Origin of the sequence: Sphingomonas pituitosa NBRC 102491 (assembly GCF_001598435.1) — a bacterium.
Classification (GTDB): domain Bacteria; phylum Pseudomonadota; class Alphaproteobacteria; order Sphingomonadales; family Sphingomonadaceae; genus Sphingomonas; species Sphingomonas pituitosa.
Map to the genome: position 1 here is coordinate 13,170 of NZ_BCYY01000005.1, position 25,773 is coordinate 38,942.

A 25,773-nucleotide genomic window follows, 5' to 3' on the forward strand; every position below is an offset into this window, starting at 1 on the left:
CTGCCCTCCGGTACCCCTCGCACCGGATGCGTCCCGTCCCTATCTGGGCTCTGGAAAACCATTCAGAACAAAGATAGAACCCTCCCCTATGGCACTCACCACGATCTCCGTCCGCGGCGCGCGCGAGCATAATCTCAAGGGCGTCGACATCGACATTCCCCGCGACACGCTGACGGTGATCACCGGGCTGTCCGGCTCCGGCAAGTCGAGCCTCGCCTTCGACACCATCTATGCCGAGGGGCAGCGCCGCTATGTCGAGTCGCTCTCGGCCTATGCGCGCCAGTTCCTCGAACTGATGCAGAAGCCCAATGTCGAGCATATCGAGGGCCTCTCCCCTGCCATCTCGATCGAGCAGAAGACCACCAGCCGCAACCCGCGCTCGACGGTGGCGACGGTCACCGAGATCTACGATTACATGCGCCTGCTCTGGGCGCGGGTGGGCGTGCCCTATTCCCCCGCCACCGGGCTGCCGATCGCCGCGCAGACGGTCAGCCAGATGGTCGACCGCGTGCTGGCGCTGCCCGAGGGCACCCGGCTGCTGCTGCTCGCCCCCGTGGTGCGCGGCCGCAAGGGCGAGTATCGCAAGGAACTCGCCGAGTGGCAGAAGGCCGGCTTCAGCCGCGTCCGCATCGACGGCGAGATGTACTTGATCGAGGAAGCCCCGGCGCTCGACAAGAAGTTCAAGCACGACATCGAAGTGGTGGTCGACCGCCTGGTGGTGCGCGACGATATCGGCACGCGCCTGGCCGAGAGCTTCGAGACCGCGCTCAAGCTGGCCGAGGGGCTGGCCTATGTGGATCTGGTGGATACCACGGTCGAGGCGCTGCAGGGCACGGGCGCGGCGGTGCGGGAAGCACCCCAGGCGTTCCAGGCAGAGGGCGCCGACGCTCCCGGCACCGAAGGCGAAGGCCCGAAGGCGAAGAAGAAGATGAAGGGTGTCGGCATCCCCGACAACCGCATCGTCTTCTCCGAAAAGTTCGCCTGCCCGGTCTCCGGCTTCACCATCCCCGAGATCGAACCCCGCCTGTTCAGCTTCAACGCCCCGCAGGGCGCGTGCCCCGCATGCGACGGCCTGGGCGAGAAGCTCGAGTTCGACGAGGACCTCGTCGTCCCCAACCACGATCTCAGCATCAAGAAGGGCGCGGTGGTGCCCTGGGCCAAGTCCAACCCGCCCTCGCCCTATTACATGCAGGTGCTGGGCAGCCTCGCCCGCGAATTCGGCTTCAAGCTCGACACCCCCTGGCGCGACCTGCCGGGCGAGGTGCAACTGATCATCCTCCACGGCACCGGCGGCAAGCCGGTAACCCTCACCTTCGTCGACGGCCGCAAGAGCTACGACGTCAAGAAGCCGTTCGAAGGCGTGATCGGCAACCTCAACCGCCGCATGCTGCAGACCGAAAGCGCGTGGATGCGCGAGGAGCTGGGCAAGTACCAGGCGTCGCACCCCTGCGAAGTCTGCGGCGGCGCCCGCCTCAAGCCCGAGGCGCGCGCGGTGAAGGTCGCCGGGCAGGACATTTCCTACGCCACCCACCTCTCGGTGATCGACGCGCTCGCCTTCTTCAAGGCGCTGCCCGAAACGCTCACCCCCCAGCAGCGCGAGATCGCCCGCGCGATCCTCAAGGAAATCGACGAGCGGCTCGGCTTCCTCAACAATGTCGGGCTCGACTATCTCAACCTCGATCGCACCTCGGGCACGCTGTCCGGCGGCGAGAGCCAGCGCATCCGCCTCGCCAGCCAGATCGGCAGCGGCCTGTCGGGCGTGCTCTACGTGCTGGACGAGCCGTCGATCGGCCTCCACCAGCGCGACAACGACATGCTGCTCGCCACCCTCAAGCGCCTCCGCGACCTCGGCAACACCGTGCTCGTCGTCGAGCATGACGAGGATGCGATCCGCACCGCCGACTATGTGATCGACATGGGGCCGGGCGCCGGCGTCCATGGCGGCGAGGTCGTCGCCAAGGGCACGCTGGCCGAGGTGCTCGCCACCGAAGGCAGCGTCACCGCCGATTACCTCAACGGCACCCGCGAGGTGCCGCTGCCCCCTAAGCGCCGCAAGGGGAACGGCAAGAAGATCACGGTGCACAACGCCACTGCCAACAACCTCAAGGGCGTGACGGCCAGCATTCCGCTCGGCACCTTCACCTGCATCACCGGCGTCTCGGGTTCGGGCAAGTCCAGCTTCACGCTCGACACGCTCTACGCTGCGGCCGCGCGCCAGCTCAACGGCGCGCGGATGCTCGCCGGCAAGCACGACAAGATCACCGGCCTCGAAAACTGCGACAAGGTGATCGACATCGACCAGTCGCCGATCGGCCGCACCCCGCGCTCGAACCCGGCGACCTATACCGGCGCCTTCACCAACATCCGCGACTGGTTCGCCGGCCTGCCCGAGGCGCAGGCGCGCGGCTACAAGCCCGGCCGGTTCAGCTTCAACGTCAAGGGCGGCCGGTGCGAGGCGTGCCAGGGCGACGGCGTGCTCAAGATCGAGATGCACTTCCTCCCCGACGTGTACGTCACCTGCGACGTGTGCCACGGCGCGCGCTACAATCGCGAGACGCTGGAGGTGAAGTTCAAGGGCAAGTCGATCGCCGACGTGCTCGACATGACGGTGGAAGACGCGGTCGAGTTCTTCAAGGCCGTCCCCCCGATCCGCGACCGCATGGCGATGCTCGCCGAAGTCGGCCTCGGCTATGTGAAGGTCGGCCAGCAGGCGACGACGCTGTCGGGCGGCGAGGCGCAGCGGGTGAAGCTCGCCAAGGAACTGGCGCGCCGCGCCACCGGCCAGACGCTGTACATCCTCGACGAACCCACCACGGGCCTGCATTTCGAGGATGTGCGCAAGCTGCTGGAAGTGCTCCACGCGCTGGTCGAGCAGGGCAACACGGTGGTGGTGATCGAGCACAATCTCGACGTCATCAAGACCGCCGACTGGATCCTCGACCTGGGGCCGGAAGGCGGCGTGAAGGGCGGCGAGATCGTCGCCGAAGGCACGCCGGAGCAGGTGGCGAAGGTGCCGGGGAGCTATACCGGGCGGTATCTGGCGCCGTTGCTCAAGCCGCGGAAGGCGAAGGTGGCGGCGGAGTGAGCGAAGCGGAGCGCGGCACCCGCCGCCTCCTGTTCGTCTGCTCGCGCAACCTGCTGCGCAGCCCCACGGCGGAGGCGATCTGCCAGGGCATCGACGGGATCGAAGCGACCTCGGCGGGCACCAACAACGATGCCGAGCAGCCGCTTACCGGCGACCTGATCGAATGGTCGGACGTGATACTGACGATGGAGCGCACCCACCAGAAGCGCATCCAGCAGAAGTCCGGCCGGCTGCTCAAGGGCAAGGAGTTAGCGGTGCTCGGGGTGCCGGACGATTACCAATATATGCAGCCGGAACTGGTCGACCTGCTGAATTTTTGGCTGCAGCGGTGGATTGACTAACACCCGCGTCAATTTTCTTCCCTTCGGAACTTAAAGCGGCACCCTCGTCAACCTTTGCGCAGTTTGAATCGTCATGAAGTCGTCCTCCTCCTTGGGAGGATACTCGGTACTCCATGTTAATCGTCGGCGCCTGATTTTTCTTCTCGACTCCATTATTTCCAAATAAAGATATTATGAATAGAGTTATAGCGGCTACCGCCATAAGCAGCGTAGATACGATTGCCACTCTCTTGGCAACGATGAACGACTTCTCTCCTCGCTTAACCCTAACCCACTCACATTTTAGAAAATCTCTCGAAGCAGCGACGAATTCCTCCTCCAGTGGCTTAATCTCGTCCGCATTGAAATTTTCGTCTTCTGAAGCAATTTTTTCAAACCTCTCCATAATATCGAGAATTTTTTTTGAAGGCGCCTCGTCCCAGTTGAGACGCATCTTTATGTTGAAATTAGCCTTGTTTAAATCAGCATAATGGCCCGCCAACGATTTAATTCTATCATCGGAAGATTCGAATCCAGCCTCAATCTTGTCCACTACTGAGTTCATATTTGTTACATACGACACCATCTCGGCCCGAATCGCATCTATCCATGCTTGCCGGAATTCGGAAGTCTTCTGCTCTTTCCCCAATATTAGACCAAGAACCGATACAAGACCTGCTATAAGCGCCGCCCCTACGGCTCCAATGCTTATCTCCAACGTGCCCCCTTCCTCTACAAAGCGCCCTTCTGCGTGCTTGATGCCCCGAAGTGAGCGCTTGCCTCAAGCGGGAAACTGAATCAATAATACGAGGGGGAGGGACATTATGTCTGAAGAGCTTGAATTTCATTTTGAGGGCGCGCTTGCTGATCGTAACGAAATGAATTTCTATGAAGCCGCTCGGTTTCAGTATGCTGCCTCTAGGTTACTCGTGAAGTTAGCGCAATTTAGAGCAGAGGGGTCCTTCGTCAAAAAGATAACCAATTCTTCAAACTATAACATTCTTCTAGAGTCTCATAGTCCTGGGTCATTCAATATCAGGACCAAGGCACCCACTCCTACCGCGGGCGACAAAAAGTTTTTAGATTTGTCATTGTCAGAATTACTTTCCTACATATCGGAGCGACTGATCGAAAAGGGCGATGAAGATGAGCTATTATCGGCTATAAGCAGTCATCAAGCCTTGCTTTCAGCATCTAAGTCCGAATCACCAGAGTCGGTGGATGACGTTGATGCCATTGTCGACAAAATTTCAGCGAACCCGGACCTTAAAAAGTTCATTAGCAAGGATCAGCTGGAATTAGTGGAGCGACGCATAGCTGAGCTATCCCGCGAGCGGATTCTAGACGAACAAAAATCGGAAATCGCAAAAATTGATGCTGTTCGGGAGCAAAAGCTTATTGCGATGTCAGCACCACTCCTCAGCGAAATGGCGACGGCACTTAGAAGAAGTGCAAACAGCTTAGAAGTCAAAACGAACATAAATTCACAGACTGCTACTGTACTTTACTTGGATAAAGCGGTAGCAGCGGAGATTGAGACCGCAAAGGTTGATAGAGAAATTACACCTATACTTTGCGATATCACCCAGTACAATAAGGAGACGGGGTGGGGAAAAGTTCGATTTTCAAATATGGATGCCGTCATTAGCTTCAGCATTCCATCTGATATTAGGAAAAGAATACAACCGACTTTGATTGATCAAATGAAGAAGGATAAGGTTTATCTCCAATCGTACATTGTACGAGATCGTGCAGGCGACCCCATTAGGCTCATAATCGTCGGAATTCTAGAAACTCCGAAGGATTGACGCCCCATGCCCCACCTCCCCACCAACCCCGCCCATCTCGGCCGCGCCGCCAGCGCCACCGTCGAGCCCGACTTCACCGGCCCCGACTGGTTCGAGGCCTATGCCGCCCGCCACGCAGCGGACGGGCAGGAGGGCCGGCTGGTCTCGCAGTTCGCCTTCTCGACAAGCTGGGATTCGTGGGAGATGCACCCGCACGGCGCCGAACTCGTCATCTGCACCCAGGGCGCCTGCACGCTCCACCAGGAACATGCCGACGGCAGCACCGGGAGCGTGACGCTCGCCCCGGGCGACTATGCCATCAACCCGCCGGGCAGCTGGCACACCGCCGATGTCGCCCCCGGCACCAGCTGCACCGCGATCTTCATCACCCCCGGCATGGGCACCACCCACCGCCCGCGCTGATCGGCCACTCCGCCCCGGCGAGCCGGCAACCGGTCGCAATCCGCGTGGTTGGGATTGCATCTGCGGCGCGCAGGGCCCACATAGGATGGGCTGAAGTCGCAAATCGTTGGTCTCTGGCGCTTTGCGGCTCCGTTTTCCTTCCATCCCTGCCCCTGAAGCGCGAGGTCCGCCCGCACGGGGCGCGCCGACAATGTAAGGAAAACACGCATGAGCATCACTGGCACCGTCAAGTTCTTCAACGCCGACAAGGGCTATGGCTTCATCGCGCCGGATACCGGCGGCAACGACGCCTTCGTCCACATCACGGCGGTGGAACGCGCCGGCATGATCACGCTGCAGCAGAACCAGCGCGTGACCTATGAGCTGGAACAGGATCGCCGCGGCAAGATGGCTGCGGTCAATCTCCAGGCGGCTGACTGACCTGATCCCAAGACGGCGGTCCCATCCGGGGCCGCCGTTTTCGCATGTCCCCCCTCCAGCCAGCGGAGAGCTCCCGCCGATGACCGAAATCGAACTGTTCCGCGCCCGTGCCGACGAAGCCGGTACCGCCGCCGCCCAGAGCGGCCTCGACAACGTCCGCGAGCGGCACCTCCGATCCCAGGCAGCCTGGGAAGCCATGGCAATACGCGCCGAGCGCGTCGCCAACCAGCGCGCCCTCAACGAGGCCGAGAAGGAAGCCCGCGCCGTCGCTTTCTGACGGCCGCCGCCCCTCAGCGGGGCGCCCGGACTTCCACCAGCCGCGCGATGTCCGCGTGCAGCGAATCGATCTTCGCGTGCAGTTCCTCGATCTGCGCCTCGGCGCGCAGGTTGGTCTCGTAATCCAGCCGCGCCTCGAGCCGGTCCTTCGCGGCCTGGCGGTTCTGGCTCATCATGATGATCGGGGCCTGGAGCGCGGCGAGCATCGACAGCATCAGGTTCAGGAAAATAAACGGGAACGGGTCGAACGCGTGCGCCGCCAGCACGACCGTGTTGACCAGCGCCCAGGCGCCGAGAAACACGCCGAAGCCGATGATGAACCCCCACGACCCGCCGACCGCCGCGACCCGATCGGCAAGACGCTGGCCGAAGGTCAGGCGCTCGTCGAACACCGTGTTGAGGTCCCGCGACGCGCCGATCCGGCGCAGGTCGTTCAGGAAACGAATGGCTGCATTCATGGAAACACCTCACTGCCGACCGGCCCCCCGGGGCTGGCGCGCGAGGTGATCGGCAACGATCAGATCAGCGCGGCGGGCCCGGCAGGCGCGGTCGGTCTACTTTGATCGTTACTGGGCATGGTTCCTTCTCGGATCCGTTGCGAAAGCGTCGTGCGGGAACGCGCGACCGGCACGCAGATGGGCCTGGCCCCGGCGCGTGTCAACCAAGGGCAAACGCCGCAGCGTACCGCAATGCGACGAACCGCGGCGGCAAGGCCCCGCCCCTTTCCGGAGCGGGGCACGTGGCGGGTCAGTCGGGCTTCTTGGCGACGGCGACGAGCGCCGGGCGCAGCAGCCGGTCCTTGATCATGTAGCCGGACTGGATCTCCTGCACGACGGTGCCGGGCTCCTTGTCGGCGACGGGCATCTCCATCATCGCCTGGTGCTTGTTGGGGTCGAGCGCCTCGCCCAGCGCCACCACCTTGGAGATGCCGTGGCGGCCGAACACCGCCTCCAGCTCGCGGCCGGTGGCCTCGAGGCCGACGACCAGCCCCTTCATCTTCTCGTCGTCGCGCAGCTCCGCCGGAATGGCCTGCAGCGCGCGACCGAGATTGTCGGCGACGGAGAGGATGTCGCGGGCAAAGCCGGTCGCGGCATAGGCACGCGCGTCCGCCACTTCCTTCTCGGTGCGGCGACGGAGATTCTGCATGTCGGCCTGGACGTAGAGATGCGCCTGCCTGGCCTCGGCCAGCTGCGCCTCCAGCTCGGCGACACGGTCCTGCTCTGCGACTTCCGGCGCGGCTTGAGCAGTTTCTTCCCGCAGCGTTTCGCCCTGGGTCGGTTCGGTATTTTCGATGTTCTCGGACATGGTTCCCTGTTTTCTTCAGGCCAGCAAACGGGCCAATGTGGCCGCCGTGAAATCCACCATGGGCACGACGCGGGCATAGTTCAACCGGGTCGGGCCGATCACGCCGACGACGCCGACGACGCGGCCGTCGAGCGATCGCACCGGCTTGGCGATCACCGACGAGCCGGAAAGCGCGAACAGCTTGTTCTCGGAGCCGATGAAGATCCGCGCAGCCTCGCCCTCCCGGGCGCTGTCGAGCAGGCGGGCAATCTCCTCCTTGCCCTCCAGCTCGTCGAGCAGCTGGCGGACGCGGTCGAGATCCTCGGCGGCGCTGGTGTCGATCAGCCGGGCCTGGCCGCGCACGATCAGCACCGGACGCCGGCCGCTGTCCTCGCTCCACACCGCCAGGCCGCGCTCGACCAGATCGGAAGCCGCGGCGTCGAGCGCAGCCTGCTGCTGGCGCAGCTCGCGCCCGATGCGTACCCGCGCCTCGGCCAACGTCAGTCCGGCGAGCGTCGCGCTCATGTAATTGGCCGCCCGCTGCAGCGACATCGGGTCGACGCCGCCGGGCAGCTCGACCACCCGGTTCTCGACCGAGCCGTCCTCGCCCACCAGCACGGCCAGCGCGCGATCCTGGCTCAGCGGCACGAAGCCGAACTGGCGCAGCACCGTCTCCGCCTTCGGGACCAGCACCAGCCCGGCACAGGCGGAAAGGCCCGAGAGCGCCGCGGTCGTCTCGGCGATCGCATCCTCGACCGGGCCGCCGATGCCGGCGCGCGCCTCGATCGCCGCGCGTTCCTCCATTGATGGCTCGTTCGCCTGCATCATGCCGTCGACGAACAGGCGCAGACCGCTTTCGGTGGGCATCCGGCCGGCGCTGGTGTGCGGGGCGGCGAGCAGGCCGAGCTCCTCCAGGTCCTGCATCACGTTGCGGATCGACGCCGGCGACAGGTTGAGCGCCGAGATGCGCGAGATGGTGCGGGATCCCACCGGCGCGCCATTGTCGAGATAGGATTCCACCACGATGCGGAACACGTCGCGCGCGCGGTCGGTCAGCTCGTGGATCGGCGGCGTGATCATGGTGCGTCCAATTTAGGCGGTGAAGCCTTGTTGCTTCAAGGCCGCGCGCCGATCAGGCTGCCGATCGGCAGCAGGTCCGGCGCGGAGCCCAGCGCATCGGCCATGCCCGCATTTCGCGCGCGGTCACAGCCGAAATAATAGGAGAGCGCACGATGGCCCGCCTTCCCGTCCCATTGCACCTCGACGCTCGGCATGTCGGTGGCGTGCTGGCCGCATGCCGGGGCGCCCGGTGCGATGCGGACGGCACCGCTGCGCGGACGATAGGGCGCCAGCCGGGTGAGAAAGGCGTCATATTGAGCCGGCGAGACCCGAAAGTCCCGTGCGCCGGAAACCGCCGTGAAGCGCTGCCCCTCGAAGGTGCCGGTCCCGTCCGGCCGCACGGTGACCGTGTAGACCGGGCACGCGCCGCCACAGGGGCTGGTGGTGTAGCGGATCATCTCGCCCCGAACGATCGGTGCGGATGGTCCGGCGGGCGTACCGGCCGAGACCGGCGGCGGCGGGGACGGGCGGGAGGGCCGCGCGGGTGCCGGGCGCGCGGGTCCTTCCGGCGCTGCAACCTGCGGAATGCAGCCGCCGAGCAGCGCTCCACCGAAAACCAGTGCAACCAATGGGCGCATGCGTGTCTTTCTCCCGGTATCGTGCAAGACTGGCGGAACGCGCCGCCACGGTCTAGGTGCCCGCCTCGACCTTTAGGGAGACTGAATCACATGCGCCCATCCGGCCGCGCCCCCGATGAAATGCGGGAAATCACCATCACGCCGAACTTCACCCGCCACGCCGAAGGTTCGGTGCTGATCGGCTTCGGCGACACCCGCGTGCTCGTCACCGCCAGCGTCGAAGAGCGCGTGCCGCCGTTCTTGCGCGGCAAGGGCGAAGGCTGGGTCACCGCCGAATACGGCATGCTTCCCCGCGCCACCCACACCCGCGGCCAGCGCGAAGCCGCCAAGGGCAAGCAGTCGGGCCGCACCCAGGAGATCCAGCGCCTGATCGGCCGCTCGCTGCGCGCGGTGACCGATCTCAAGCTGCTCGGCGAGCGCCAGATCACGCTCGACTGCGACGTGCTCCAGGCCGATGGCGGCACCCGCACCGCGGCGATCTCCGGCGCCTGGGTGGCGCTGCGCCTCGCGGTCAACAAGCTGATGGCGGACGGTGCGATCACCGTCGATCCGATCACCACCCAGGTCGCGGCGGTGAGCTGCGGCATCTACCAGGGCACGCCGGTGCTCGACCTCGACTATCCCGAGGACTCCTCGGCCGACGCGGACGCGAACTTCGTGCTGCTCGCCAACGGCAACATCGCCGAGGCGCAGGCCACGGCGGAGGGCGCGACCTATGACGAGGAAGGCCTGCTCCGCCTGCTCCGCCTCGCCCGGATCGGCTGCGCCCGCATCTTCGACGCCCAGCTGAAGGCGGTCGGATGAGCGGCGAGGGCGACGCCCCCCAGGCGATCCGCAAGCTCGCGCCGGGCCGGCTGGTGATCGCCAGCCACAATGAAGGCAAGGTGCGCGAGATCCGCGAACTGCTCGGTCCCTATGGGATCGAGCCGGTCTCCGCCGCCGAGCTCGACCTGCCCGAGCCAGAGGAAACCGGGACCAGCTTCGTCGCCAATGCCGAGCTGAAAGCGCTGCAGGCAGCGGACCTCTCCGGCCTCCCCGCCCTTGCCGACGATTCGGGGCTGTGCGTCGAGGCGCTGGGCCTGGCGCCCGGCATCTACTCGGCCCGCTGGGGCGTGGCCGCGCCGGGCATGGACGGACTGGAGGCGGTTGCCCCGTTCGAGGGCCGCGATTTCGGCCTGGCGATGCGGCGCGTGCAGGACAAGCTGGCGGCGCTCCCGCCCGAGACCAGCCGCGCCGCGCATTTCGTCTGCGCGCTCGCCCTCGCCTGGCCGGACGGCCATGTCGAATGGTTCGAGGGCCGGGTGCATGGTGCGCTCGCCTGGCCGCCGCGCGGTGAAAACGGCTTCGGCTATGATCCGATGTTCGTGCCCCATGGTCATGCGGAAACGTTTGGCGAAATGGATCCAGTTGCGAAGCATGCCATGAGCCACCGCGCCGATGCCTTCCGCCAGTTGGTCGCGTCCGTCTTCTGAGGAATGCCTGGCCCAATCGGGCCGATATTCATGAAATCGAAGGTTTAAGCTATCCTAACGACGTCCATATGTTGATCGAGTAACGATCGCTGCCTAAGCACAGGCGACGATGGAGGACCAATTGGGGGTGCGCGGCACCGAACTATTCGATGAAGTCGATGCGCGGCTGAGCGAGATCAAGCGGCTTTTCACGCAGTTCGCTGATGGTCCCTCCGCGCCCGACGACGATTCGAAGAAGAGTCCGTTCGGGCGGCTCGAACTGGCGCGCATCATCCTGTGGGGCCGCGCCCTGCTGGAACGCGAAGTCGCCCAGGATCTTTTCGCGGATCCAGCGTTCAACATCCTGCTGACGCTCTATGTCAGCCGCGCGGACGGGAAGGACGTGTCGACATCGGCCGCCTGCACCGCCTCCGGCGTGCCCACCACCACGGCACTGCGCTGGATCAACGCACTCGCCCGGCGCGGCATGATCCACAAGCGCAGTCTGGCGACCGATCGCCGGTTCACCTATCTGGAATTGAGCGAGAAGACCGGCACCGCGCTGGACCGCTATTTCGACCTCATCTTGGATCGCGCGACGCACCCGACGGCACCATGACGCCGTACTTGGTCGTCAGACGCTCCAGCGACAGCGAGATGTTGGCGGCTTCGGCATCCTCGCCCAGCTGGTCGAGCAGCGCAATCGCATCCATCAGATGCGTGCACACCGTCTCGATCCCTGCGCCCCGTTCATCCATTATCAAAAACTCGCGTATCCTTATATCCACATTGGATTTTTGAGTACGCATGGACAAGTCAGGAGTTATCCCGACACGGGACACACCTAGAGTACGCTTGAACGCGATCGCAAGTCTTTGCGCATTGCTTCACTAGGTTCATTTTGGATATGAGATCGGCTCCGCTGGCAAGGAAGCCCTGTGACGCCGCTTTCCACGCTCCTCGAGCGCACCGAAGCCATTTATCTGACGCACGGGCCGGGCAGCGCCGCCTATCTTCTCGAGCAGATCGAAACCGCCATCCGGGAAGGCGCGCCGATCCAGCGCATCTGCGAGCTGGACCATCTCCTGCAACTGATCGAATATCGCGACCGTACGCTCGCCCTCTACGGCAACCGCTGATTCAGCGGCAGCCGCGTGGCGCCTGGCCGGGCGCGCTTCCGTCGGCGATCTGAAGGAGATCGCTCGCAGCGGCGGTGGTGGATAGGGATGGATTCGAACCACCGTAGGGCGAAGCCCGGCAGATTTACAGTCTGCTGCCTTTAACCACTCGGCCACCTATCCATGGAGACCGCCGCTTGCGAGCGAGGGGGCCCAATGCCGAAGCGAATGACGCCTGTCAACGCCTTGCGTGCACTCTTTTGCCCGCATAGCGTCCCGCCTTCGATTTTTCGGGGGAATAACCAATGCGTCGCACTATGCTTGCTGTCACCGCCGCGCTGCTCGCCAGCGCACCGATCGCCGCCCAGACGATCCAGACCGCGCCGACCGACCGCGTGATCGACCAGGGCACCAACCACAGCGAAGTGATGCGAATCGCGCAATATCTCACCGATGTGATCGGCGCTCGGCTCACCAACTCGCCGGGGATCCGCAAGGCCGAGGACTGGACCCAGGCCAAGTTCCGCGAATGGGGCCTGGTAGGCGTCCACAAGGAAGGCTTCGAGTTCGGTCGCGGCTGGTCGAACGAGAAGCTGGCGGTGCGGATGGTCGCCCCCCGTCCGCTGCAGTTGATCGCAGCGCCCCTGCCCTGGACGCCCGGCACCAACGGCGCAGTCACCGGGGAGGTCGTGCTCGCCCCTCTAGCCGACGAGGCCGCCTTTGCGCAGTACAAGGGCAAGCTGAAGGGCAAGCTGGTGCTGCTCACCGAGCCAAAGGAGATCGAGGAAGCGACGGAGGCCCCGTTCAGGCGCTGGAGCGTCGAGGAGATGGCCAAGCGTGACTTCTACGATCTGCCCAATGGCGCCGGGGAACGGCCGTTCAACCCCGCCCGCCTGACCTTCGCCGCCAAGCGCGATGCCTTCCTGAAGGCGGAAGGCGCGATCGGCTATGCGATCATGTCCAGCCGCAACGGCAAGCTGGTCCACGGCCAGAACAGCCAGTTCCAGGTCGGCCAGTCGGGCACGCTGCCCGGCATCGAGATCGCGGCGGAAGATTATCGCCGCCTCGCCCGCCTCGCCAAGATGGGCGCCAAGCCGACGCTGGAGATCGACGCGGTGAACCGCTTCGACGACAGCGACACCAAGGCCTATAACATCCTCGCCGACATCCCCGGCACCGATCCCAAGGCCGGCTATGTGATGGCCGGCGCGCACTATGATAGCTGGGCGATGGGCGACGGCGCGGCCGACAACGCCGCCGGCAGCGCGATGGTGATGGAGGCCGCGCGGATCATCAAGGCATCGGGCATCAAGACCAGGCGCGCGATCCGCTTCGCCCTTTGGGCGGGCGAGGAGCAGGGCCTGCTCGGCTCGATGGCCTATGTCGAGAACCACATCGCCAGGCGCCCGGTCGATTCCAGCGCGACGGGCACCGTGCGCTACATGACCTGGAGCCGTGCCTTCCCGATCACACCGGGGCCGGACCATGGCAAGCTCGCCGCCTATTTCAACCTCGACAATGGTTCGGGCAAGATCCGCGGCATCTATGCGCAGGGCAACACCGCGGTGATGCCGATCTTCGAACAGTGGTTCACGCCCTTCCACAGCATGGGCGCCACCATGGTCTCCGCCCGCCGCACCGGCAGCACCGACCATGTGTTCTTCGACGCGGTGGGCGTGCCGGCGTTCCAGTTCATCCAGGACCCCCTCGACTATGGCTCCATGGTGCACCATACGGACGTCGACACGTTCGATCATCTGAAGGCCGACGATATGCGCCAGGGCGCAACCATCCTCGCCGCATTCCTGATCAACGCCGCCAACAGCGATCAGCCGCTGCCGCGCGCGCCGCTTGCGACCGCGCCGACCCCGGCTGATCAGTTCTACAACTTCCCGGAGTCTGCACACTGATGAAACGTCGAGGCCATCGTCCGAGCCAAGCCTCCGCCTCGCGGCCGCGCTTTTACGGCCGCCACGCGGTGCTCGCGGCACTCGCCAATCCCGAGCGGACGGTGCGCAAGATCTGGGGCACGCGCGAGGCGCTGTCGGCGCTGGACCTGCCCCCGGTCATCCCGATCGTCTATGCCGACGTCGCCGATCTCGGCCGCCTGGTGCCGGCCGACGCGCCGCACCAGGGGCTGGTGATCGAAGTCGATCCGCTCGAGGAGATCTGGCTCGGCGATCTTCTCGAGCAGGGCGAGGAGGACACGCGGCCGCTGCTGGTGCTCGACCAGGTGACCGATCCGCACAATGTCGGCGCGATCCTGCGCTCGGCCGCGGCGTTCGGCGCGCTCGGCATCGTGACGCAGGACCGGCATGCCCCGCCCGAGACCGGCACGCTCGCCCGTTCGGCGGCCGGGACGCTGGAACTGGTGCCCTGGGTGCGCGTGGTGAACCTGTCGCGCGCGCTCGACGAAATCGCCGAAGCCGGCTTCTGGCGCATCGGCCTCACCGGCCACGCCAAGGACAATCTGGCCGATGTGATGACGGCGGGCCGGGTTGCGCTGGTACTCGGCGCCGAAGGCGAAGGCATGCGCCAGAATACCGAGGCGCATTGCGACACGCTGGCGCGCCTGCCGATCTCGCCCAAGGTGGAAAGCCTGAACGTGTCGAACGCCGCGGCCGTGGCGCTCTATGCGGTGAACACGCGCGGCTGAAAGGGAAACCGATGACGAAGATGCTGCGCGCGCTGGCGCTGGTGGTGCTGGCGCCGCTCGCCCTGGCGAGTTGCCTGTTCGTGCCGGGCAAGTTCGATTCCGCGCTCACCATCCACCGCGATCGCAGCTTCACCTTCACCTACAAGGGCGAAGTCGTCGCCCTCGACCTGAAGGGCCTGGGCGGCGACTTCATGAAGATGGCGGCGGAGGAAGACGCGAAGAAGAAGGGCAAGAACGGCGAGGCCGATCTCGCCAAGTCCAAGGCGGCGGAACAGGCCAAGCGCGACGAGGCCTATCGCAAGCTCGCCGTCGAGCTCGCCAAGGAAGCCGGCTATCGCAGCGTCGAATATCGCGGCGACGGCATCTTCTATGTCGATTTCGCGCTGTCCGGCGTGCTCGATCACGCCTTCGTCTACCCGTACAACCAGGACAATGAGATCGTCCTGCCCTGGATCGCGATCGAACTGCGCGGCAAGGATGCGGTGCGCGTGAAGGCCGAGGGCTTTGCCCGGCCGAAGAACGACGCTGCCGGCATGGGCGGGCTTGGCGCGGGCCTCTCCAGTGGCGTGGATGCCGCCGATCGCATGGAAGGCAGCTTCACGCTCACCACCGATGCCGAGATCCTCAGCCAGAACAACGAAGGCGGGGCGGAGACCGTCGGCAGCGACAAGGTCGTCACCTGGAAGGTCAATACCAAGACCAAGGATGCGCCGATGGCGTCGATCCGGGTCGCGCCGCTGCGCTGAACCAAAAACGGGCGGGTGCATCGGCACCCGCCCGCCCTCTCCACACCCCCTTGGGGATTCGGTTCAGGCCAGTTCCCACTCCAGGCCTATCTGCGCCTTGAGCAGCTTGGAGACCGGGCAGTTCGCCTCGGCGCCCTTGGCGAGCGCCTCGAACTGTTCCTCGCTGATGCCGGGGATCTCGGCGCGCAGCTTCAGGTCCGAACGGGTGATGGCAAAGCCGTCGCCATCCTGCTCCAGCTTCACCGCCGCCGTCGTTTCCAGCGTACCGTCGCTGAATCCCGCCTGGGCGAGCGCGAAGCTCAGCGCCATGGTGAAGCAGCCGGCGTGCGCCGCCGCGATCAGCTCTTCCGGGTTGGTGCCCTTCTCGTCGCCGAAGCGCGTGTTGAAGCTGTAGGGCGTCGCCTCCAGCACGCCCGAGGGGCTGGTCAGCTGGCCTTTGCCGGTCTTGCCGAAGCCGGTGTAGCGGGCAGTGGCGGTGCGCGTGGTCATGGCAGGCTCCTCGGAATCAAGACTGGCCGGGGAATCGACCCCGGCCCGTTCCTATCATTTGCAGGTGACGTTGTTGCGATCGACCGAGCGGCCTGCAGCGGCGCCGGCGGCAGCACCGAGCAGCGTGCCCAGCGTCTGCGATCCACCCGGCGCAATGAGGTTGCCGAGCAGGCCGCCGGCGACACCGCCGACGATCAGGCCGGTCGTGCCGTCGTTGCGGCGGCAATAATAGCGGCCGTCCTGCCCGCGATAGACGCGGTCGTTGCGCGACAGGCGACGCTCGCGGGCGCGCTGGTCCTCGCGATAATAGCGGTCGGCATAATAGCCGTTATAGGCCGGGTCCGGGCGGTTATAGTCGTAGTTGCGATAGCCGCCGTTATTCGACGAGCCGAGGCCGTAGCCACCGCCCTCGGCGCAGCCGGAAACGAGCGTCGCCGCGGCGACCATGCTCAAAGCGAAAATGCGCATCGGTCTCTCTCCTGATCCATGTTGCAAGTGGGTGGGCAATGCACGGCCGCTGCCAAGGTTGCGCGGCCGCGCCGATCCGGGGAGCGTCAGGAAGGCGCCGCATCGTTGCGACGGAGCTCGTCGGCCTGACCGGCGACCAGCGTCGGGGCAGAGCCCCCAGCCAGTGCGGGCGCGAACGCCTCGCGCTCGTTGGCCGGGATGGGCGCGGTGGGATCGGGACGGAACTGCTCGATCGCGCGCCGGCTGCCGTCCGGATGGCTGTCGCCCATCAGGTCGGTCGGCACGGTGCCGGGCTCGGCCGCGGCGGCGCGACGGTTGCGGAGCAGACCGAACGCGATCGCGCCGATCGCGCCAAGCCCCGTCGCCGCAATCGCGGCAAGGCCGGTCCTGCGCAGCGTCGAACGCTTCTGGACCTTGGTGGCCGGCGCCGCCGCCTTGGGCGCGCGCTTCGGGCGCGCCTTGGGTGCGGGCTTCGCGGCTGCCGGCTCGGCCTTGGCGTCGGCCGCCGACGCGGTGGTTGGGGCCTTCGGCGTGCGCTTGCGCGGCGTGGTGGACTTCGGCGTCTTGCTGGCGGTGGCCATCGAAATCTCCTTTCGGTTACGGCACGGTCAACGGGCCGAGGCGCCGGCCGTTCCGCTCCCATCGCGATCACTTCTGCGCCCGCCCCGGAAAGGGCGGCGCAAGAAGCAGGGAAATCACACCGCGCGCCTCCCTTCCCGCGTGAACTTCCCGCCAAATCCTCCTATCTGACTCGCATGCCCACCCGCTTTGCTTCCGTCCCCCATCGACGCGCCCTGATCGACCGCCGCGCCGTCGCCGAACGCCTCGCCGCGCTGGAGGCCCGCGACACCGCCGCGCTGCGCCAGGCCGGAGCCACGGAGCTCAAGGCGGCGCTCGATGCCGGGCAGGCGGAGATTGCGCGCCGCCTGGCGGAACACCCCTCCCGCGGGCTCGAAGCGGCAGCGGCCGGCGCCTTCCTCACCGATCAGATCCTGCGGCTGCTGTGGGACTTCACCGTCGAGCGGCTGCACCCCAACGCCAACCCCACCGCCGCCGAGCGGATGACGCTGATCGCGGTGGGCGGCTATGGGCGCGGCGAGATGGCGCCGCATTCGGACATCGATATCGGCTTCCTCACGCCCTGGAAGGTCACCGGCTGGAGCGAGCAGGTGATCGAATCGATGCTCTACTCGCTGTGGGACATGCGGCTGAAGGTGGGCCATTCGTCGCGCTCGCTCGACGAGATGGTCCGCCAGGCCAAGGCCGACGTCACCGTCTGCACCGCGCTGCTCGAGGCGCGCTACGTCTGGGGCGATACCGAACTCTACGATCAGGCGGCGAAGCGCTTCAAGGCGGAGATCCAGGCGGACAGCGCCCGCGGCTTCATCACCGCCAAGCTGGAGGAGCGCAACGCCCGCCACAAGAAGATGGGCGACAGCCGTTATGTCGTCGAACCCAATGTGAAGGAGGGCAAGGGCGGCCTGCGCGACCTGCACACGCTCTTCTGGATCGGCAAGTTCGCCTATAATGTCGGCGAGCCGGCCCAGCTGGTCGAAGCCGGGCTGCTGACCCCCGCCGAATATCGCCAGTTCCGCCGCGCCGAGAATTTCCTCTGGGCGGTGCGCTGCCAGCTGCACCTGATCACCAACCGGCCCGAGGACCGCCTGACGTTCGACGTCCAGCGCGAGATCGCCGACCGGATGCGCTTTGCCGATCGGCCCGGCATGTCCAAGGTCGAGCGGTTCATGCGCTATTACTTCCTCCAGGCGAAGGTGGTGGGCGACCTCACGGGCGTGTTCCTCGCGCATCTGGACGAGAAATTCGCCGCGCGCGGACGCCGCTTCGGCTTCCCGGCGTTGTGGCGCGGGCGGCGCAAGCTCAAGGGCTTCGTGCTCGAGCGCGGTCGCCTCGCCCTGCCGCGCGACACCTATTTCCGCGAGGATCCCGTCCGCCTGATCGAGCTGTTCGCGCTCGCCGACCAGCACGAGCTGGAGATCCATCCGCTGGCGATGCGCGCCGCCGCCCGCGATGCCAAGCTGGTCGACGACGTCCGCAACGATCCCCGCGCCAACGCGCTGTTCCTCGAGGTGCTGACCTCGCCGCGCGATCCCGAGACGGTGCTGCGCTGGATGAACGAGGCCGGCGTGTTCGGCCGCTTCGTGCCCGACTTCGGCCGCGTCGTCGCGCAGATGCAGTTCGACATGTACCACCACTATACGGTGGACGAGCATTCGATCCGCGCGATCGGGCTGCTCAGCCGGATCGAGAAAGGCCAGCTGAAGGAAGATCATCCGCTCGCCACCGGCCTGCTCCACCAGCTCGCTTCGCGCCGCGCGCTGTACGTCGCGGTATTGCTCCATGATATCGCCAAGGGCCGGAGCGGCGACCATTCGATCCTCGGCGCCGAAGTTGCGGAGCGGCTCTGCCCGCGTCTCGGCCTCACGCCGGGCGAAACCGAGATGGTCGCCTGGCTGGTGCGCTGGCACCTGCTGATGTCCGCAACCGCCTTCAAGCGCGACCTCGCCGACTTCAAGACCATCCTCGACTTCACCGCGCAGGTGCAGAGCGCCGAACGGCTGCGCATGCTGCTGGCGCTGACCGTGGTGGACATCCGCGCGGTCGGCCCCGGCGTGTGGAACGGCTGGAAGCGCCAGTTGCTCGGCGGGCTGTACGAAGCCGCCGAGGAAGTGCTGCGGCTCGGCCACAAGCAGCGCGGCCGTACCGAGCGGATCGCCGCCAAGCAGGACGAACTGGGTGCGGCACTCGGCTGGACGCCCGCCAAGTTCGAGGCGTTCAAGCGCCGCTTCACCGAAAGCTACTGGATCGCGGAGCCCAGCGACGTGCTGGAGCGCAACGCGGCGATGGTGGCCGCGGCGGGAGAGTCCACGCTGCATGTCGAGGCACAGGTCTATCCGGATCGCGGCGCGACGCTGGTGACGGTGTACGCCGCCGACCATCCGGGCCTGTTCTACCGGATCGCCGGTGCCATCCACGTCGCCGGCGGCAACATCATCGACGCGCGGATCCACACGACGCGGGACGGCATGGCACTCGACAATTTCCTGGTGCAGGATCCGTTCGGCCAGCCATTCGACGAAGAGGCGCGGCTCACCCGGCTGAAGACGGGCATCGCCGATGCGCTGGCGAACCGCGCACGCCTTTCCGAACGGCTCAAGACCAAGGCGCCGGTGCGCCCGCGCTCCGATGCCTTTTCGATCGAACCCAACGTGTTCATCGACAACAAGGCGTCGAACCGCTTCACGGTCATCGAAGTCAATGCGCGCGATCGGCCCGCCCTGCTCTACAGCCTGGCCAATGCGCTGTTCCAGTCGAAGGTGACGATCCACTCGGCGCATGTCGCGACCTATGGCGAGCGCGCGGTCGATACTTTCTATCTTACCGATCTGATCGGGGATAAGATCAGCTCGGCGTCGCGACTCAAGACGATCGAGCGGCGTCTCTTGGAGGCCGCGGCCGGCGAGGAGATCGCTCAGGCCGCCTGATCGGGGGACGGACATGCCGGTAGTTGGGCTGGGCGGCTTTTTCTTTCGCGCGCAGGATCCGGAAGGGCTGAAGGCCTGGTACCAGGAAATGCTGGGCGTCGGTGGCGGGTGCGGCACCGATTCGACCGGTCAGACGAGCCCGTGGTTCTGGCATCCGGAGCCCGGCGGCGTCATCTTCCAGCCCTTCCCCGCGGACAGCAGCTACTACGCGGCGGACAAGCAGGTGATGCTCAATCTCCGGGTGATCGACCTCGACAGCCTGTTGGAGCAGCTCAACGCCGCCGGCATCGCCATCGAGACGCGCGCCGAATGGGACACGCCCGAGACGGGTCGCTTCGCCCGCATCCACGATCCCGAGGGCAACCCGATCGAACTATGGGAACCCCCGGCGGAGTAGGAGATACAGCTCCCCCACCATCGTCATCCCGGCGAAAGCCGGGATCCATTGGGGCCTCCGTGGTGGCTCCTGCTCGGGCGTAGAGGCGACTGGATCCCGGCTTTCGCCGGGATGACGCCGCTGGGTGGGCGCGCCATTCAACCCGACCCCGTCCCGAACGGCAGGATGCTCTCCAGCGTCTCCCGCGGCGGCGCTCCCGGCACCATCACCCCCTGCCGCAGCAGGAACACGTGACGGACGATCTCCGCCTGCTGCTCGATGCCGTAGCGCGCCAGCGTCCAGCCCGGCTTGATGCTGTAGTGGTAGCGACAGAACGGGTGCCGCCGCAGTACGAGGTGGAGGCCCTGCTGGTGCTGCCAGACATGCACCAGCTCATGAATCAGATGCCCCTGCAGGCCCAGCCCGGCGCTGGCGAAGCACGCGCGATAGGCATCGCCGGCGGGATGGAAGTGGAGATGCCCGCGCGGCGCCATCGTCACGTTGCGGGGCTGGAAGGGAAACCACTTGCGCCGGTAGATGCGCACCGGATCGAGATCGATCGCGTTGCCGAACATGCTCCGGGCAAGCGCCCGCTCGGCATCGGTGAGGGGGCGGCCCGATCGCGGACTCTCGCCGGACATGGCCGCCCTCCCCCCTGCTTACTTGATCGCGAGCCCCGTCCACTTGGCGGCGAACGCCCAGAGGTCGGCGGTTTCCTCGATCACCTTGTCGGTCGGCTTGCCCGAGCCGTGGCCGGCGCGCGTCTCGATGCGGATCAGGTGCGGGCGGTCACCGGTCGCCGCATGCTGGAGCGCAGCGGTGTACTTGAAGCTGTGCCCCGGCACCACGCGGTCGTCGGTATCCGCCGTGCTCACCAGAATGGCGGGGTATTCCACGCCGCTCTTGATGTTGTGATAGGGCGAATAGGCGTAGAGCCGCTTGAAATCCGCTTCCTTCGACGGATAGCCGTAATCGTCGACCCAGTAGCGGCCGGCGGTGAACCGGTCGAAGCGGGTCATGTCCATCACGCCCACCGCCGGCAGCGCCGCTGCGAACAGGTCGGGCCGCTGGTTGGTGACCGCACCGACCAGCAGGCCGCCGTTCGATCCGCCCTGGATCGCCAGCTGCCCCTTGCCGGTGATGCCCTCCTTGATCAGGAACTCGCCCGCGCCGATGAAATCGTCGAACACGTTCTGCTTGTTGGCGAGCCGGCCGCCATCGTGCCATGCCTTGCCATATTCACCGCCGCCGCGGATGTTCGCCACGACGAACGCCCCGCCCTGCTCCAGCCAGGCCAGCCGCCCTGCCGAGAAGCCCGGCGTGATCGGGATGTTGAACCCGCCATAACCATAGAGGATCGTCGGCGCGGGGCCGGTCACGCTCTTCTTCTTCACGATGAACATCGGCACCTTGGTGCCGTCCTTCGAGGCGTAGAAGCGCTGCTCGACCGCATAATCCTGCGGGTCGAACGCCACCTTCGGCTGCGCCCAGGGCTCGGCCTTGCCGGTCTTCACGTCGTAGCGGAAGATCGTCGTCGGATAGTTGAAGCTGGTGAAGGCGAAGAAGGTCTCGCCCTCGTGCGGATGCCCGCCAAAGCCGCTGGCGGTGCCGATCCCCGGCAGCGCCACCTTGCCGTCGGCCTTGCCGTCCAGCGTGTAGCGGCGTACTTCGGTGGCGGCATCGACCATGTAGCTGAGGATCAGCCGATCGCCGACGATCGACTGGCCGGCCAGCGTCTCCTTCTGCTCGGGCACCACCTCGTGCGGCGTCAGCGCCGGATCGGCGAGATCGATCGTGACGATGCGCTGGCGCGGGGCACCGTCGTCGGTCGCGAACCAGAATTTGGTGCCGACATTGCCGATCGGCGCCCAGTCATGCTCGAGCTTGCCGATCACCGTCTTCGCCTTCCACGCCGGATCGGCGAGGTCGACGACATGGACGAGGTTCTTGTTGTCGGTACCCTCGCTGGTGGTGATCACCAGGTAGCGGCCATCGTCGGTGATGCCCGCATAATGGCTCTGCTTCGGCGTCGCCGGCGTCTCATAGACGAGCCGGTCGGCGCTCTGCTGGGTGCCGAGCTTGTGGAAATAGACGCGGTGGTTCTCGTTCAGCGCCTGGAACTTGGCGTCCGCCGGCGGCTCGGGATAGCGTGAGTAGAAGAAGCCGCTGCCGTCCTTGGCCCACGCGACCCCCATGGTGAACTTGGCCCAGCCCACCGTGTCGCCGGTCTCCTTGCCGGTGGCGACGTCGAGCACCTTGATCGTGCGCCAGTCGGTGCCGCCGTCCTGGATGGAGTAGGCGAGGAACTTGCCGTCTTCGCTCGGCAGCCATTCGGCGAGCGCGGTGGCGCCGTCCTTCGACCAGCCATTGGGATCGATCAGCACGCGGCCCTCGCCCTTCAGCCCGTCGCGGACGAACAGCACCGCCTGGTTCTGCAGACCGCTGTTGTGCGCATAGAAATAGCGGCCGCCCTTCTGCTCGGGCACGCCGAAGCGCTCGTAATCGAACAGCTGCTTGATCCGCGCCTTGAGCACGTCGCGCCCCGGGAGCGTCGCCAGATAGGCGTCGGTGACCTTGTTCTCGGCCTCGACCCAGGCCGCGACTTCCTTGTCGTTGCGAACGTCGTTTTCCAGCCAGCGATAGGGATCGGCGACCTTCACCCCGAACTGCTCGTCCACCACATCGACGCGGCGGGTTTCGGGATAGGCGAACTTGGTCATCGGCGCGGTGGTCTCCGGCTTGGTGGTCTGGGCGTAGGCGGGGCTGGCGAAAAGTAACGGCAGGATCAATGCACGGCGCATTCAAGGGCTCCCTGAGAATGCGCCCACCCTAGGGAGCCCTGCCCTGCGGCTCAAGCCGGACCCGTCAACTCGATCGCTCAGGCAAAGGACGCAGCACAAACGAAAGGGGCGGCCGCTGCTGCGACCGCCCTTCCCTTGTTCGGTTCGAACGAATGCCGATCAGGCGGCTTCGTCGAAATCCTCGTCCGAGATCACCGGACCCGAATCCTGGCCCTTGGCCGAAACGTCGCGATCGACGAACTCGATGATCGCCATCGGCGACGCGTCCGAGGCGCGGATGCCGGCCTTGATGATGCGGGTGTAGCCGCCGTTGCGATCAGCATAGCGCGCGGCCAGCACGTCGAACAGCTTCACCAGCTGGGCGTCGTCCATCAGGCGCGAATGGGCCAGACGACGGTTGGACAGGCCACCCTTCTTGGCGAGGGTGATCAGCTTCTCGACGTAAGGACGCAGTTCCTTCGCCTTGGCGACGGTGGTGGTGATCTGCTCGTGCTTGATGAGCGCGGCGCTCATGTTGCGGAACAGGGCAATACGGTGAGCCGAGGTACGCTGCAGCTTACGACCGCCTACACGATGGCGCATGATATCTTCCTTTCGTTCGTTAAGGGGCCGTTCGACGGAACCCCAGACCAGGCGGTGCGATCAGGGCCACCGCCCATAACCCTGAGTTTAGGAAGTTTAGGCTCGTGCCAAACTTCCCGTGCTGGCCGCCGCGGCAGAGCCGCGTCGTCGGTCGGAGCCTTCGGCCCCGCCGGCCGGGCCTCGCGATCAACCCGGGATTGGCGATGCCAATCCCGGACGCGAGGCTCAGCCCATGATCTCCTGCTCGAGCTTCTTGGCCATTTCCTCGATGTTCTCGGGCGGCCAGCCCGGGATTTCCATGCCCAGGCGCAGGCCCATGCTGGAGAGGACTTCCTTGATCTCGTTGAGCGACTTGCGGCCGAAGTTCGGCGTGCGCAGCATCTCGGCTTCGGTCTTCTGGACCAGATCGCCGATATAGATGATGTTGTCGTTCTTGAGGCAGTTGGCCGAGCGGACCGAAAGCTCCAGCTCGTCGACCTTCTTGAGCAGATAGCGGTTGATCTGCGCGGCATCGCCGGCAGCACCTTCCGCCGGAGCCGCTGCCGGCGCCATGCCGACCGGGGCTGCCCGGGTGATCGACGAATCGTCGAAGTGGACGAACAGCGCCAGCTGGTCCTGCAGGATCCGCGCGGCATAGGCCAGCGAGTCCTCCGGGGTCACCGTGCCGTCGGTCTCGACGGTCAGCGTGAGCTTGTCGTAATCGAGCTCCTGGCCGACGCGGGTGTTCTCGACCTTGTACGAGACCTGACGGACCGGGCTGAACAGCGCATCGATCGGGATCAGGCCGATCGGCGCATCGGCCGGACGGTTCGCGGTAGCAGGCACATAGCCCTTACCCACGTCCGCGGTCAGTTCCATGTTCAGCGTCGCGCCGTCGTCGAGATGGCAGATCACCAGCTCGGGGTTCATCACTTCGATGTCGCCCGAAACCGCGATGTCGCCCGCCTTCACTTCCGCCGGGCCGGTGGCCGACAGCTGGAGACGCTTCGGGCCTTCGCCCTGCATCTTGAGCGCGATCTGCTTCACGTTGAGGACGATGTCGGTCACGTCCTCGCGGACACCAGCGAGCGACGAGAATTCGTGCAGCACGTTCTCGATCTTGATCGAGGTGACCGCCGCGCCCTGCAGCGACGACAGCAGCACGCGCCGCAGCGCGTTGCCGAGCGTCAGGCCGAAGCCACGCTCCAGCGGCTCGGCGACGAACGTCGACTTCCGCTTGGGATCGCCACCGGGCTTCTTCTCGAGGCCGTTGGGCTTCTTGAGTTCCTGCCAGTTCTTAGCGTTGACCGACACGGGCTTTCCTCATGTTGGGCGGGGAAGAGGCATTCCCCGCCAGGTATTTACTGCAAGACCGCGAAACCCGCCTCAGGGCCCGCGGTGCAAGCAGGACGTATCAGACGCGACGGCGCTTCGAGGGACGCACGCCGTTGTGCGGGATCGGCGTCACGTCCCGGATCGAGGTGATCTGGAAGCCGACGGCCTGCAGCGCGCGGAGCGCCGACTCACGGCCCGAACCCGGACCCTTCACTTCGACCTCGAGGGTGCGCACGCCGTGCTCGGCGGCCTTGCGGCCGGCGTCTTCGGCGGCAACCTGGGCTGCGTACGGGGTCGACTTGCGCGAGCCCTTGAAGCCCATCATGCCCGCCGACGACCAGCTGATCGCGTTGCCCTGCGCGTCGGTGATGGTGATCATGGTGTTGTTGAAGCTGGCGTTCACATGCGCGACGCCGGCGGTGATGTTCTTGCGTTCGCGACGGCGAATACGCTGCGGTTCACGTGCCATTTGGAATTTCCTGACCTAGAAGCTTGGTGCCTGGAGGCGCGAGGCCTCGGGAGAAGAGATCCGCTTGCGCGAATTACTTCTTCTTGCCGGCGATCGGCTTGGCCTTGCCCTTGCGGGTGCGCGCATTGGTGTGCGTGCGCTGGCCACGGACCGGCAGGCCCTTGCGGTGACGCAGGCCGCGATAGCAGGCCAGGTCCATCAGGCGCTTGATGTTCATCGCCACCTGGCGACGAAGATCACCTTCCACGGTGTAACCGGCGTCGATCGCCTCGCGGATCTGCAGCACTTCCTGATCGCTCAGGTCCTGCACGCGGCGCTCCGGCGCAATGCCCAGCTGCGTGGTCAGTTCCTTGGCCTTGGTCGCGCCAATGCCGTGGATATACTGCAGCGCGATGACGACGCGCTTGTTGGTCGGGATGTTTACACCCGCAATACGTGCCATGAAATATATTCTCCCAGCTCCACGAGGCACTGCATGGCAGCGGCGCCCCATCTCGTAGCGTTGCCT

At 65.6% G+C, this 25,773-nt stretch carries 30 protein-coding genes and 1 tRNA gene; 15 read left to right on the forward strand and 16 right to left on the reverse strand.

Translation table 11 applies throughout. The features are described 5' to 3' along the window. Window positions 1-88 precede the first annotated feature (88 nt). Together uvrA and SPI01S_RS06115 are read left to right on the forward strand one after the other, a co-directional pair. Entirely contained in the window at window positions 89-3,085 is a 2,997-nt protein-coding gene (uvrA, locus tag SPI01S_RS06110) for an excinuclease ABC subunit UvrA (RefSeq protein ID WP_066719780.1), read from the forward strand. Further along, window positions 3,082-3,426, forward strand: coding sequence for a low molecular weight protein tyrosine phosphatase family protein (locus tag SPI01S_RS06115; protein WP_066719782.1), 345 nt, complete (start codon window positions 3,082-3,084; stop codon window positions 3,424-3,426). The genes uvrA and SPI01S_RS06115 overlap by 4 nt, the downstream gene beginning before the upstream one ends. Here the strand turns inward: SPI01S_RS06115 and SPI01S_RS22160 are convergent. Next, complete coding sequence (locus tag SPI01S_RS22160; RefSeq protein ID WP_157084582.1) at window positions 3,320-4,123, reverse strand: hypothetical protein; 804 nt, start codon at window positions 4,121-4,123, stop codon at window positions 3,320-3,322. The genes SPI01S_RS06115 and SPI01S_RS22160 overlap by 107 nt on opposite strands. Window positions 4,124-4,229: 106 nt before the next feature. Between SPI01S_RS22160 and SPI01S_RS21705 the strand changes: the two genes are divergently transcribed. From SPI01S_RS21705 to SPI01S_RS06130, 4 genes are all read left to right on the forward strand, one after another. Further along, on the forward strand, window positions 4,230-5,213 hold the full coding sequence (locus tag SPI01S_RS21705) for a hypothetical protein (RefSeq protein ID WP_084253294.1): 984 nt from the start codon (window positions 4,230-4,232) through the stop codon (window positions 5,211-5,213). Window positions 5,214-5,219: 6 nt separating this feature from the next. Then, on the forward strand, window positions 5,220-5,615 hold the full coding sequence (locus SPI01S_RS06120) for a cupin domain-containing protein (RefSeq protein WP_066719785.1): 396 nt from the start codon (window positions 5,220-5,222) through the stop codon (window positions 5,613-5,615). A 207-nt stretch (window positions 5,616-5,822) separates the two neighbouring features. Then, complete coding sequence (locus SPI01S_RS06125; RefSeq protein WP_010544313.1) at window positions 5,823-6,035, forward strand: cold-shock protein; 213 nt, start codon at window positions 5,823-5,825, stop codon at window positions 6,033-6,035. A gap of 79 nt (window positions 6,036-6,114) precedes the next feature. Continuing rightward, a complete protein-coding gene (locus SPI01S_RS06130; protein WP_066719788.1) occupies window positions 6,115-6,312 on the forward strand; it encodes a hypothetical protein in 198 nt (65 codons plus the stop codon). Between the two features lie 13 nt (window positions 6,313-6,325). On the opposite strand, the gene SPI01S_RS06135 is transcribed toward SPI01S_RS06130, so the two are convergent. The 4 genes from SPI01S_RS06135 to SPI01S_RS06150 all read right to left on the reverse strand — a co-directional run bounded on the left by SPI01S_RS06135 (window position 6,326) and on the right by SPI01S_RS06150 (window position 9,292). Beyond that, window positions 6,326-6,769: a DUF1003 domain-containing protein gene (locus SPI01S_RS06135; protein WP_066719791.1), complete on the reverse strand. Its 444-nt coding sequence runs from the start codon at window positions 6,767-6,769 to the stop codon at window positions 6,326-6,328. A gap of 289 nt (window positions 6,770-7,058) precedes the next feature. Next, window positions 7,059-7,616 (reverse strand): nucleotide exchange factor GrpE, encoded by a 558-nt coding sequence (gene grpE / locus SPI01S_RS06140; protein ID WP_066719793.1) that lies wholly within the window; start codon window positions 7,614-7,616, stop codon window positions 7,059-7,061. A gap of 15 nt (window positions 7,617-7,631) precedes the next feature. Further along, the gene (gene hrcA / locus SPI01S_RS06145; protein ID WP_066719796.1) at window positions 7,632-8,675 is read right to left on the reverse strand and encodes a heat-inducible transcriptional repressor HrcA; all 1,044 of its coding nucleotides are present in this window, start codon (window positions 8,673-8,675) and stop codon (window positions 7,632-7,634) included. Window positions 8,676-8,710: 35 nt separating this feature from the next. Next, window positions 8,711-9,292 (reverse strand): DUF6438 domain-containing protein, encoded by a 582-nt coding sequence (locus tag SPI01S_RS06150; RefSeq protein ID WP_066719799.1) that lies wholly within the window; start codon window positions 9,290-9,292, stop codon window positions 8,711-8,713. Between the two features lie 90 nt (window positions 9,293-9,382). Between SPI01S_RS06150 and rph the strand changes: the two genes are divergently transcribed. The 3 genes from rph to SPI01S_RS06165 all read left to right on the forward strand — a co-directional run bounded on the left by rph (window position 9,383) and on the right by SPI01S_RS06165 (window position 11,362). Beyond that, the gene (rph, locus tag SPI01S_RS06155) at window positions 9,383-10,096 is read left to right on the forward strand and encodes a ribonuclease PH (protein WP_066719802.1); all 714 of its coding nucleotides are present in this window, start codon (window positions 9,383-9,385) and stop codon (window positions 10,094-10,096) included. Further along, the gene (rdgB, locus tag SPI01S_RS06160; protein ID WP_066719805.1) at window positions 10,093-10,764 is read left to right on the forward strand and encodes an RdgB/HAM1 family non-canonical purine NTP pyrophosphatase; all 672 of its coding nucleotides are present in this window, start codon (window positions 10,093-10,095) and stop codon (window positions 10,762-10,764) included. The genes rph and rdgB overlap by 4 nt, the downstream gene beginning before the upstream one ends. Window positions 10,765-10,873: 109 nt before the next feature. After that, entirely contained in the window at window positions 10,874-11,362 is a 489-nt protein-coding gene (locus tag SPI01S_RS06165) for a helix-turn-helix domain-containing protein (protein ID WP_066719812.1), read from the forward strand. Here the strand turns inward: SPI01S_RS06165 and SPI01S_RS22165 are convergent. Then, complete coding sequence (locus SPI01S_RS22165) at window positions 11,325-11,501, reverse strand: hypothetical protein (protein ID WP_157084583.1); 177 nt, start codon at window positions 11,499-11,501, stop codon at window positions 11,325-11,327. The genes SPI01S_RS06165 and SPI01S_RS22165 overlap by 38 nt on opposite strands. Before the next feature lie 180 nt (window positions 11,502-11,681). Between SPI01S_RS22165 and SPI01S_RS06170 the strand changes: the two genes are divergently transcribed. Next, window positions 11,682-11,882, forward strand: coding sequence for a hypothetical protein (locus tag SPI01S_RS06170; protein WP_066719815.1), 201 nt, complete (start codon window positions 11,682-11,684; stop codon window positions 11,880-11,882). 75 nt (window positions 11,883-11,957) lie between these two features. Here the strand turns inward: SPI01S_RS06170 and SPI01S_RS06175 are convergent. Continuing rightward, a tRNA-Tyr gene (locus SPI01S_RS06175) sits at window positions 11,958-12,044 on the reverse strand. A gap of 122 nt (window positions 12,045-12,166) precedes the next feature. Here SPI01S_RS06175 and SPI01S_RS06180 point away from each other — a divergent pair. The 3 genes from SPI01S_RS06180 to SPI01S_RS06190 are packed head-to-tail and all read left to right on the forward strand — an operon-like array spanning window position 12,167 to window position 15,263. After that, complete coding sequence (locus SPI01S_RS06180; RefSeq protein ID WP_066719818.1) at window positions 12,167-13,771, forward strand: M20/M25/M40 family metallo-hydrolase; 1,605 nt, start codon at window positions 12,167-12,169, stop codon at window positions 13,769-13,771. Further along, window positions 13,771-14,517 (forward strand): 23S rRNA (guanosine(2251)-2'-O)-methyltransferase RlmB, encoded by a 747-nt coding sequence (rlmB, locus tag SPI01S_RS06185; RefSeq protein ID WP_066719827.1) that lies wholly within the window; start codon window positions 13,771-13,773, stop codon window positions 14,515-14,517. Before SPI01S_RS06180 ends, rlmB begins: the two co-directional genes overlap by 1 nt. Before the next feature lie 11 nt (window positions 14,518-14,528). Beyond that, a complete protein-coding gene (locus SPI01S_RS06190) occupies window positions 14,529-15,263 on the forward strand; it encodes a hypothetical protein (RefSeq protein WP_066719829.1) in 735 nt (244 codons plus the stop codon). A 63-nt stretch (window positions 15,264-15,326) separates the two neighbouring features. Here SPI01S_RS06190 and SPI01S_RS06195 read toward each other — a convergent pair whose 3' ends face one another. From SPI01S_RS06195 to SPI01S_RS06205, 3 genes are all read right to left on the reverse strand, one after another. Beyond that, window positions 15,327-15,752 carry an OsmC family protein gene (locus SPI01S_RS06195; protein WP_066719831.1) on the reverse strand — a complete coding sequence of 142 codons (426 nt, stop codon included), beginning with the start codon at window positions 15,750-15,752 and terminating at the stop codon, window positions 15,327-15,329. A 54-nt stretch (window positions 15,753-15,806) separates the two neighbouring features. Next, on the reverse strand, window positions 15,807-16,220 hold the full coding sequence (locus tag SPI01S_RS06200) for a glycine zipper 2TM domain-containing protein (RefSeq protein ID WP_066719833.1): 414 nt from the start codon (window positions 16,218-16,220) through the stop codon (window positions 15,807-15,809). Window positions 16,221-16,306: 86 nt separating this feature from the next. Beyond that, window positions 16,307-16,801: a hypothetical protein gene (locus SPI01S_RS06205; RefSeq protein WP_066719837.1), complete on the reverse strand. Its 495-nt coding sequence runs from the start codon at window positions 16,799-16,801 to the stop codon at window positions 16,307-16,309. Between the two features lie 174 nt (window positions 16,802-16,975). Here SPI01S_RS06205 and SPI01S_RS06210 point away from each other — a divergent pair, with 174 nt between their 5' ends. Both SPI01S_RS06210 and SPI01S_RS06215 read left to right on the forward strand, forming a co-directional pair. Next, window positions 16,976-19,723, forward strand: a complete 2,748-nt coding sequence (locus SPI01S_RS06210) for a [protein-PII] uridylyltransferase (protein WP_066719839.1) — start codon at window positions 16,976-16,978, stop codon at window positions 19,721-19,723. Between the two features lie 13 nt (window positions 19,724-19,736). After that, window positions 19,737-20,120 (forward strand): VOC family protein, encoded by a 384-nt coding sequence (locus tag SPI01S_RS06215; RefSeq protein WP_066719847.1) that lies wholly within the window; start codon window positions 19,737-19,739, stop codon window positions 20,118-20,120. 137 nt (window positions 20,121-20,257) lie between these two features. Here the strand turns inward: SPI01S_RS06215 and SPI01S_RS06220 are convergent, their stop codons facing one another. From SPI01S_RS06220 to rpsM, 6 genes are all read right to left on the reverse strand, one after another. Then, window positions 20,258-20,740 carry a vgr related protein gene (locus SPI01S_RS06220; RefSeq protein WP_066719849.1) on the reverse strand — a complete coding sequence of 161 codons (483 nt, stop codon included), beginning with the start codon at window positions 20,738-20,740 and terminating at the stop codon, window positions 20,258-20,260. A gap of 18 nt (window positions 20,741-20,758) precedes the next feature. Next, window positions 20,759-22,900: a prolyl oligopeptidase family serine peptidase gene (locus SPI01S_RS06225; protein ID WP_066719850.1), complete on the reverse strand. Its 2,142-nt coding sequence runs from the start codon at window positions 22,898-22,900 to the stop codon at window positions 20,759-20,761. A 159-nt stretch (window positions 22,901-23,059) separates the two neighbouring features. Then, complete coding sequence (rplQ, locus tag SPI01S_RS06230) at window positions 23,060-23,482, reverse strand: 50S ribosomal protein L17 (protein WP_066719853.1); 423 nt, start codon at window positions 23,480-23,482, stop codon at window positions 23,060-23,062. A gap of 225 nt (window positions 23,483-23,707) precedes the next feature. Further along, window positions 23,708-24,775 carry a DNA-directed RNA polymerase subunit alpha gene (locus tag SPI01S_RS06235; RefSeq protein ID WP_066719856.1) on the reverse strand — a complete coding sequence of 356 codons (1,068 nt, stop codon included), beginning with the start codon at window positions 24,773-24,775 and terminating at the stop codon, window positions 23,708-23,710. Window positions 24,776-24,875: 100 nt separating this feature from the next. Beyond that, window positions 24,876-25,265, reverse strand: coding sequence for a 30S ribosomal protein S11 (rpsK, locus tag SPI01S_RS06240; RefSeq protein WP_010545745.1), 390 nt, complete (start codon window positions 25,263-25,265; stop codon window positions 24,876-24,878). 73 nt (window positions 25,266-25,338) lie between these two features. After that, window positions 25,339-25,707, reverse strand: a complete 369-nt coding sequence (gene rpsM, locus SPI01S_RS06245) for a 30S ribosomal protein S13 (RefSeq protein WP_066719859.1) — start codon at window positions 25,705-25,707, stop codon at window positions 25,339-25,341. Between the last annotated feature and the right edge of the window lie 66 nt (window positions 25,708-25,773).

Coding starts and splice junctions, on each gene's coding strand:
- SPI01S_RS06120 (WP_066719785.1), top strand. CDS start 5,220: ATGCCCCACCTCCCCACCAACCCCGCCCATCTCGGCCGCGCCGCCAGC.
- rlmB (WP_066719827.1), top strand. CDS start 13,771: ATGAAACGTCGAGGCCATCGTCCGAGCCAAGCCTCCGCCTCGCGGCCG.
- rdgB (WP_066719805.1), top strand. CDS start 10,093: ATGAGCGGCGAGGGCGACGCCCCCCAGGCGATCCGCAAGCTCGCGCCG.
- SPI01S_RS06150 (WP_066719799.1), bottom strand. CDS start 9,292: ATGCGCCCATTGGTTGCACTGGTTTTCGGTGGAGCGCTGCTCGGCGGC.
- SPI01S_RS06125 (WP_010544313.1), top strand. CDS start 5,823: ATGAGCATCACTGGCACCGTCAAGTTCTTCAACGCCGACAAGGGCTAT.
- SPI01S_RS06225 (WP_066719850.1), bottom strand. CDS start 22,900: ATGCGCCGTGCATTGATCCTGCCGTTACTTTTCGCCAGCCCCGCCTAC.
- rplQ (WP_066719853.1), bottom strand. CDS start 23,482: ATGCGCCATCGTGTAGGCGGTCGTAAGCTGCAGCGTACCTCGGCTCAC.
- hrcA (WP_066719796.1), bottom strand. CDS start 8,675: ATGATCACGCCGCCGATCCACGAGCTGACCGACCGCGCGCGCGACGTG.
- SPI01S_RS06210 (WP_066719839.1), top strand. CDS start 16,976: ATGCCCACCCGCTTTGCTTCCGTCCCCCATCGACGCGCCCTGATCGAC.
- SPI01S_RS06180 (WP_066719818.1), top strand. CDS start 12,167: ATGCGTCGCACTATGCTTGCTGTCACCGCCGCGCTGCTCGCCAGCGCA.
- SPI01S_RS22165 (WP_157084583.1), bottom strand. CDS start 11,501: ATGGATGAACGGGGCGCAGGGATCGAGACGGTGTGCACGCATCTGATG.
- SPI01S_RS21705 (WP_084253294.1), top strand. CDS start 4,230: ATGTCTGAAGAGCTTGAATTTCATTTTGAGGGCGCGCTTGCTGATCGT.
- uvrA (WP_066719780.1), top strand. CDS start 89: ATGGCACTCACCACGATCTCCGTCCGCGGCGCGCGCGAGCATAATCTC.
- SPI01S_RS06200 (WP_066719833.1), bottom strand. CDS start 16,220: ATGCGCATTTTCGCTTTGAGCATGGTCGCCGCGGCGACGCTCGTTTCC.
- SPI01S_RS06190 (WP_066719829.1), top strand. CDS start 14,529: ATGACGAAGATGCTGCGCGCGCTGGCGCTGGTGGTGCTGGCGCCGCTC.
- SPI01S_RS06165 (WP_066719812.1), top strand. CDS start 10,874: ATGGAGGACCAATTGGGGGTGCGCGGCACCGAACTATTCGATGAAGTC.
- rpsK (WP_010545745.1), bottom strand. CDS start 25,265: ATGGCACGTGAACCGCAGCGTATTCGCCGTCGCGAACGCAAGAACATC.
- SPI01S_RS06135 (WP_066719791.1), bottom strand. CDS start 6,769: ATGAATGCAGCCATTCGTTTCCTGAACGACCTGCGCCGGATCGGCGCG.
- SPI01S_RS06130 (WP_066719788.1), top strand. CDS start 6,115: ATGACCGAAATCGAACTGTTCCGCGCCCGTGCCGACGAAGCCGGTACC.
- SPI01S_RS06215 (WP_066719847.1), top strand. CDS start 19,737: ATGCCGGTAGTTGGGCTGGGCGGCTTTTTCTTTCGCGCGCAGGATCCG.
- SPI01S_RS06205 (WP_066719837.1), bottom strand. CDS start 16,801: ATGGCCACCGCCAGCAAGACGCCGAAGTCCACCACGCCGCGCAAGCGC.
- rph (WP_066719802.1), top strand. CDS start 9,383: ATGCGCCCATCCGGCCGCGCCCCCGATGAAATGCGGGAAATCACCATC.
- grpE (WP_066719793.1), bottom strand. CDS start 7,616: ATGTCCGAGAACATCGAAAATACCGAACCGACCCAGGGCGAAACGCTG.
- SPI01S_RS06220 (WP_066719849.1), bottom strand. CDS start 20,740: ATGTCCGGCGAGAGTCCGCGATCGGGCCGCCCCCTCACCGATGCCGAG.
- rpsM (WP_066719859.1), bottom strand. CDS start 25,707: ATGGCACGTATTGCGGGTGTAAACATCCCGACCAACAAGCGCGTCGTC.
- SPI01S_RS06195 (WP_066719831.1), bottom strand. CDS start 15,752: ATGACCACGCGCACCGCCACTGCCCGCTACACCGGCTTCGGCAAGACC.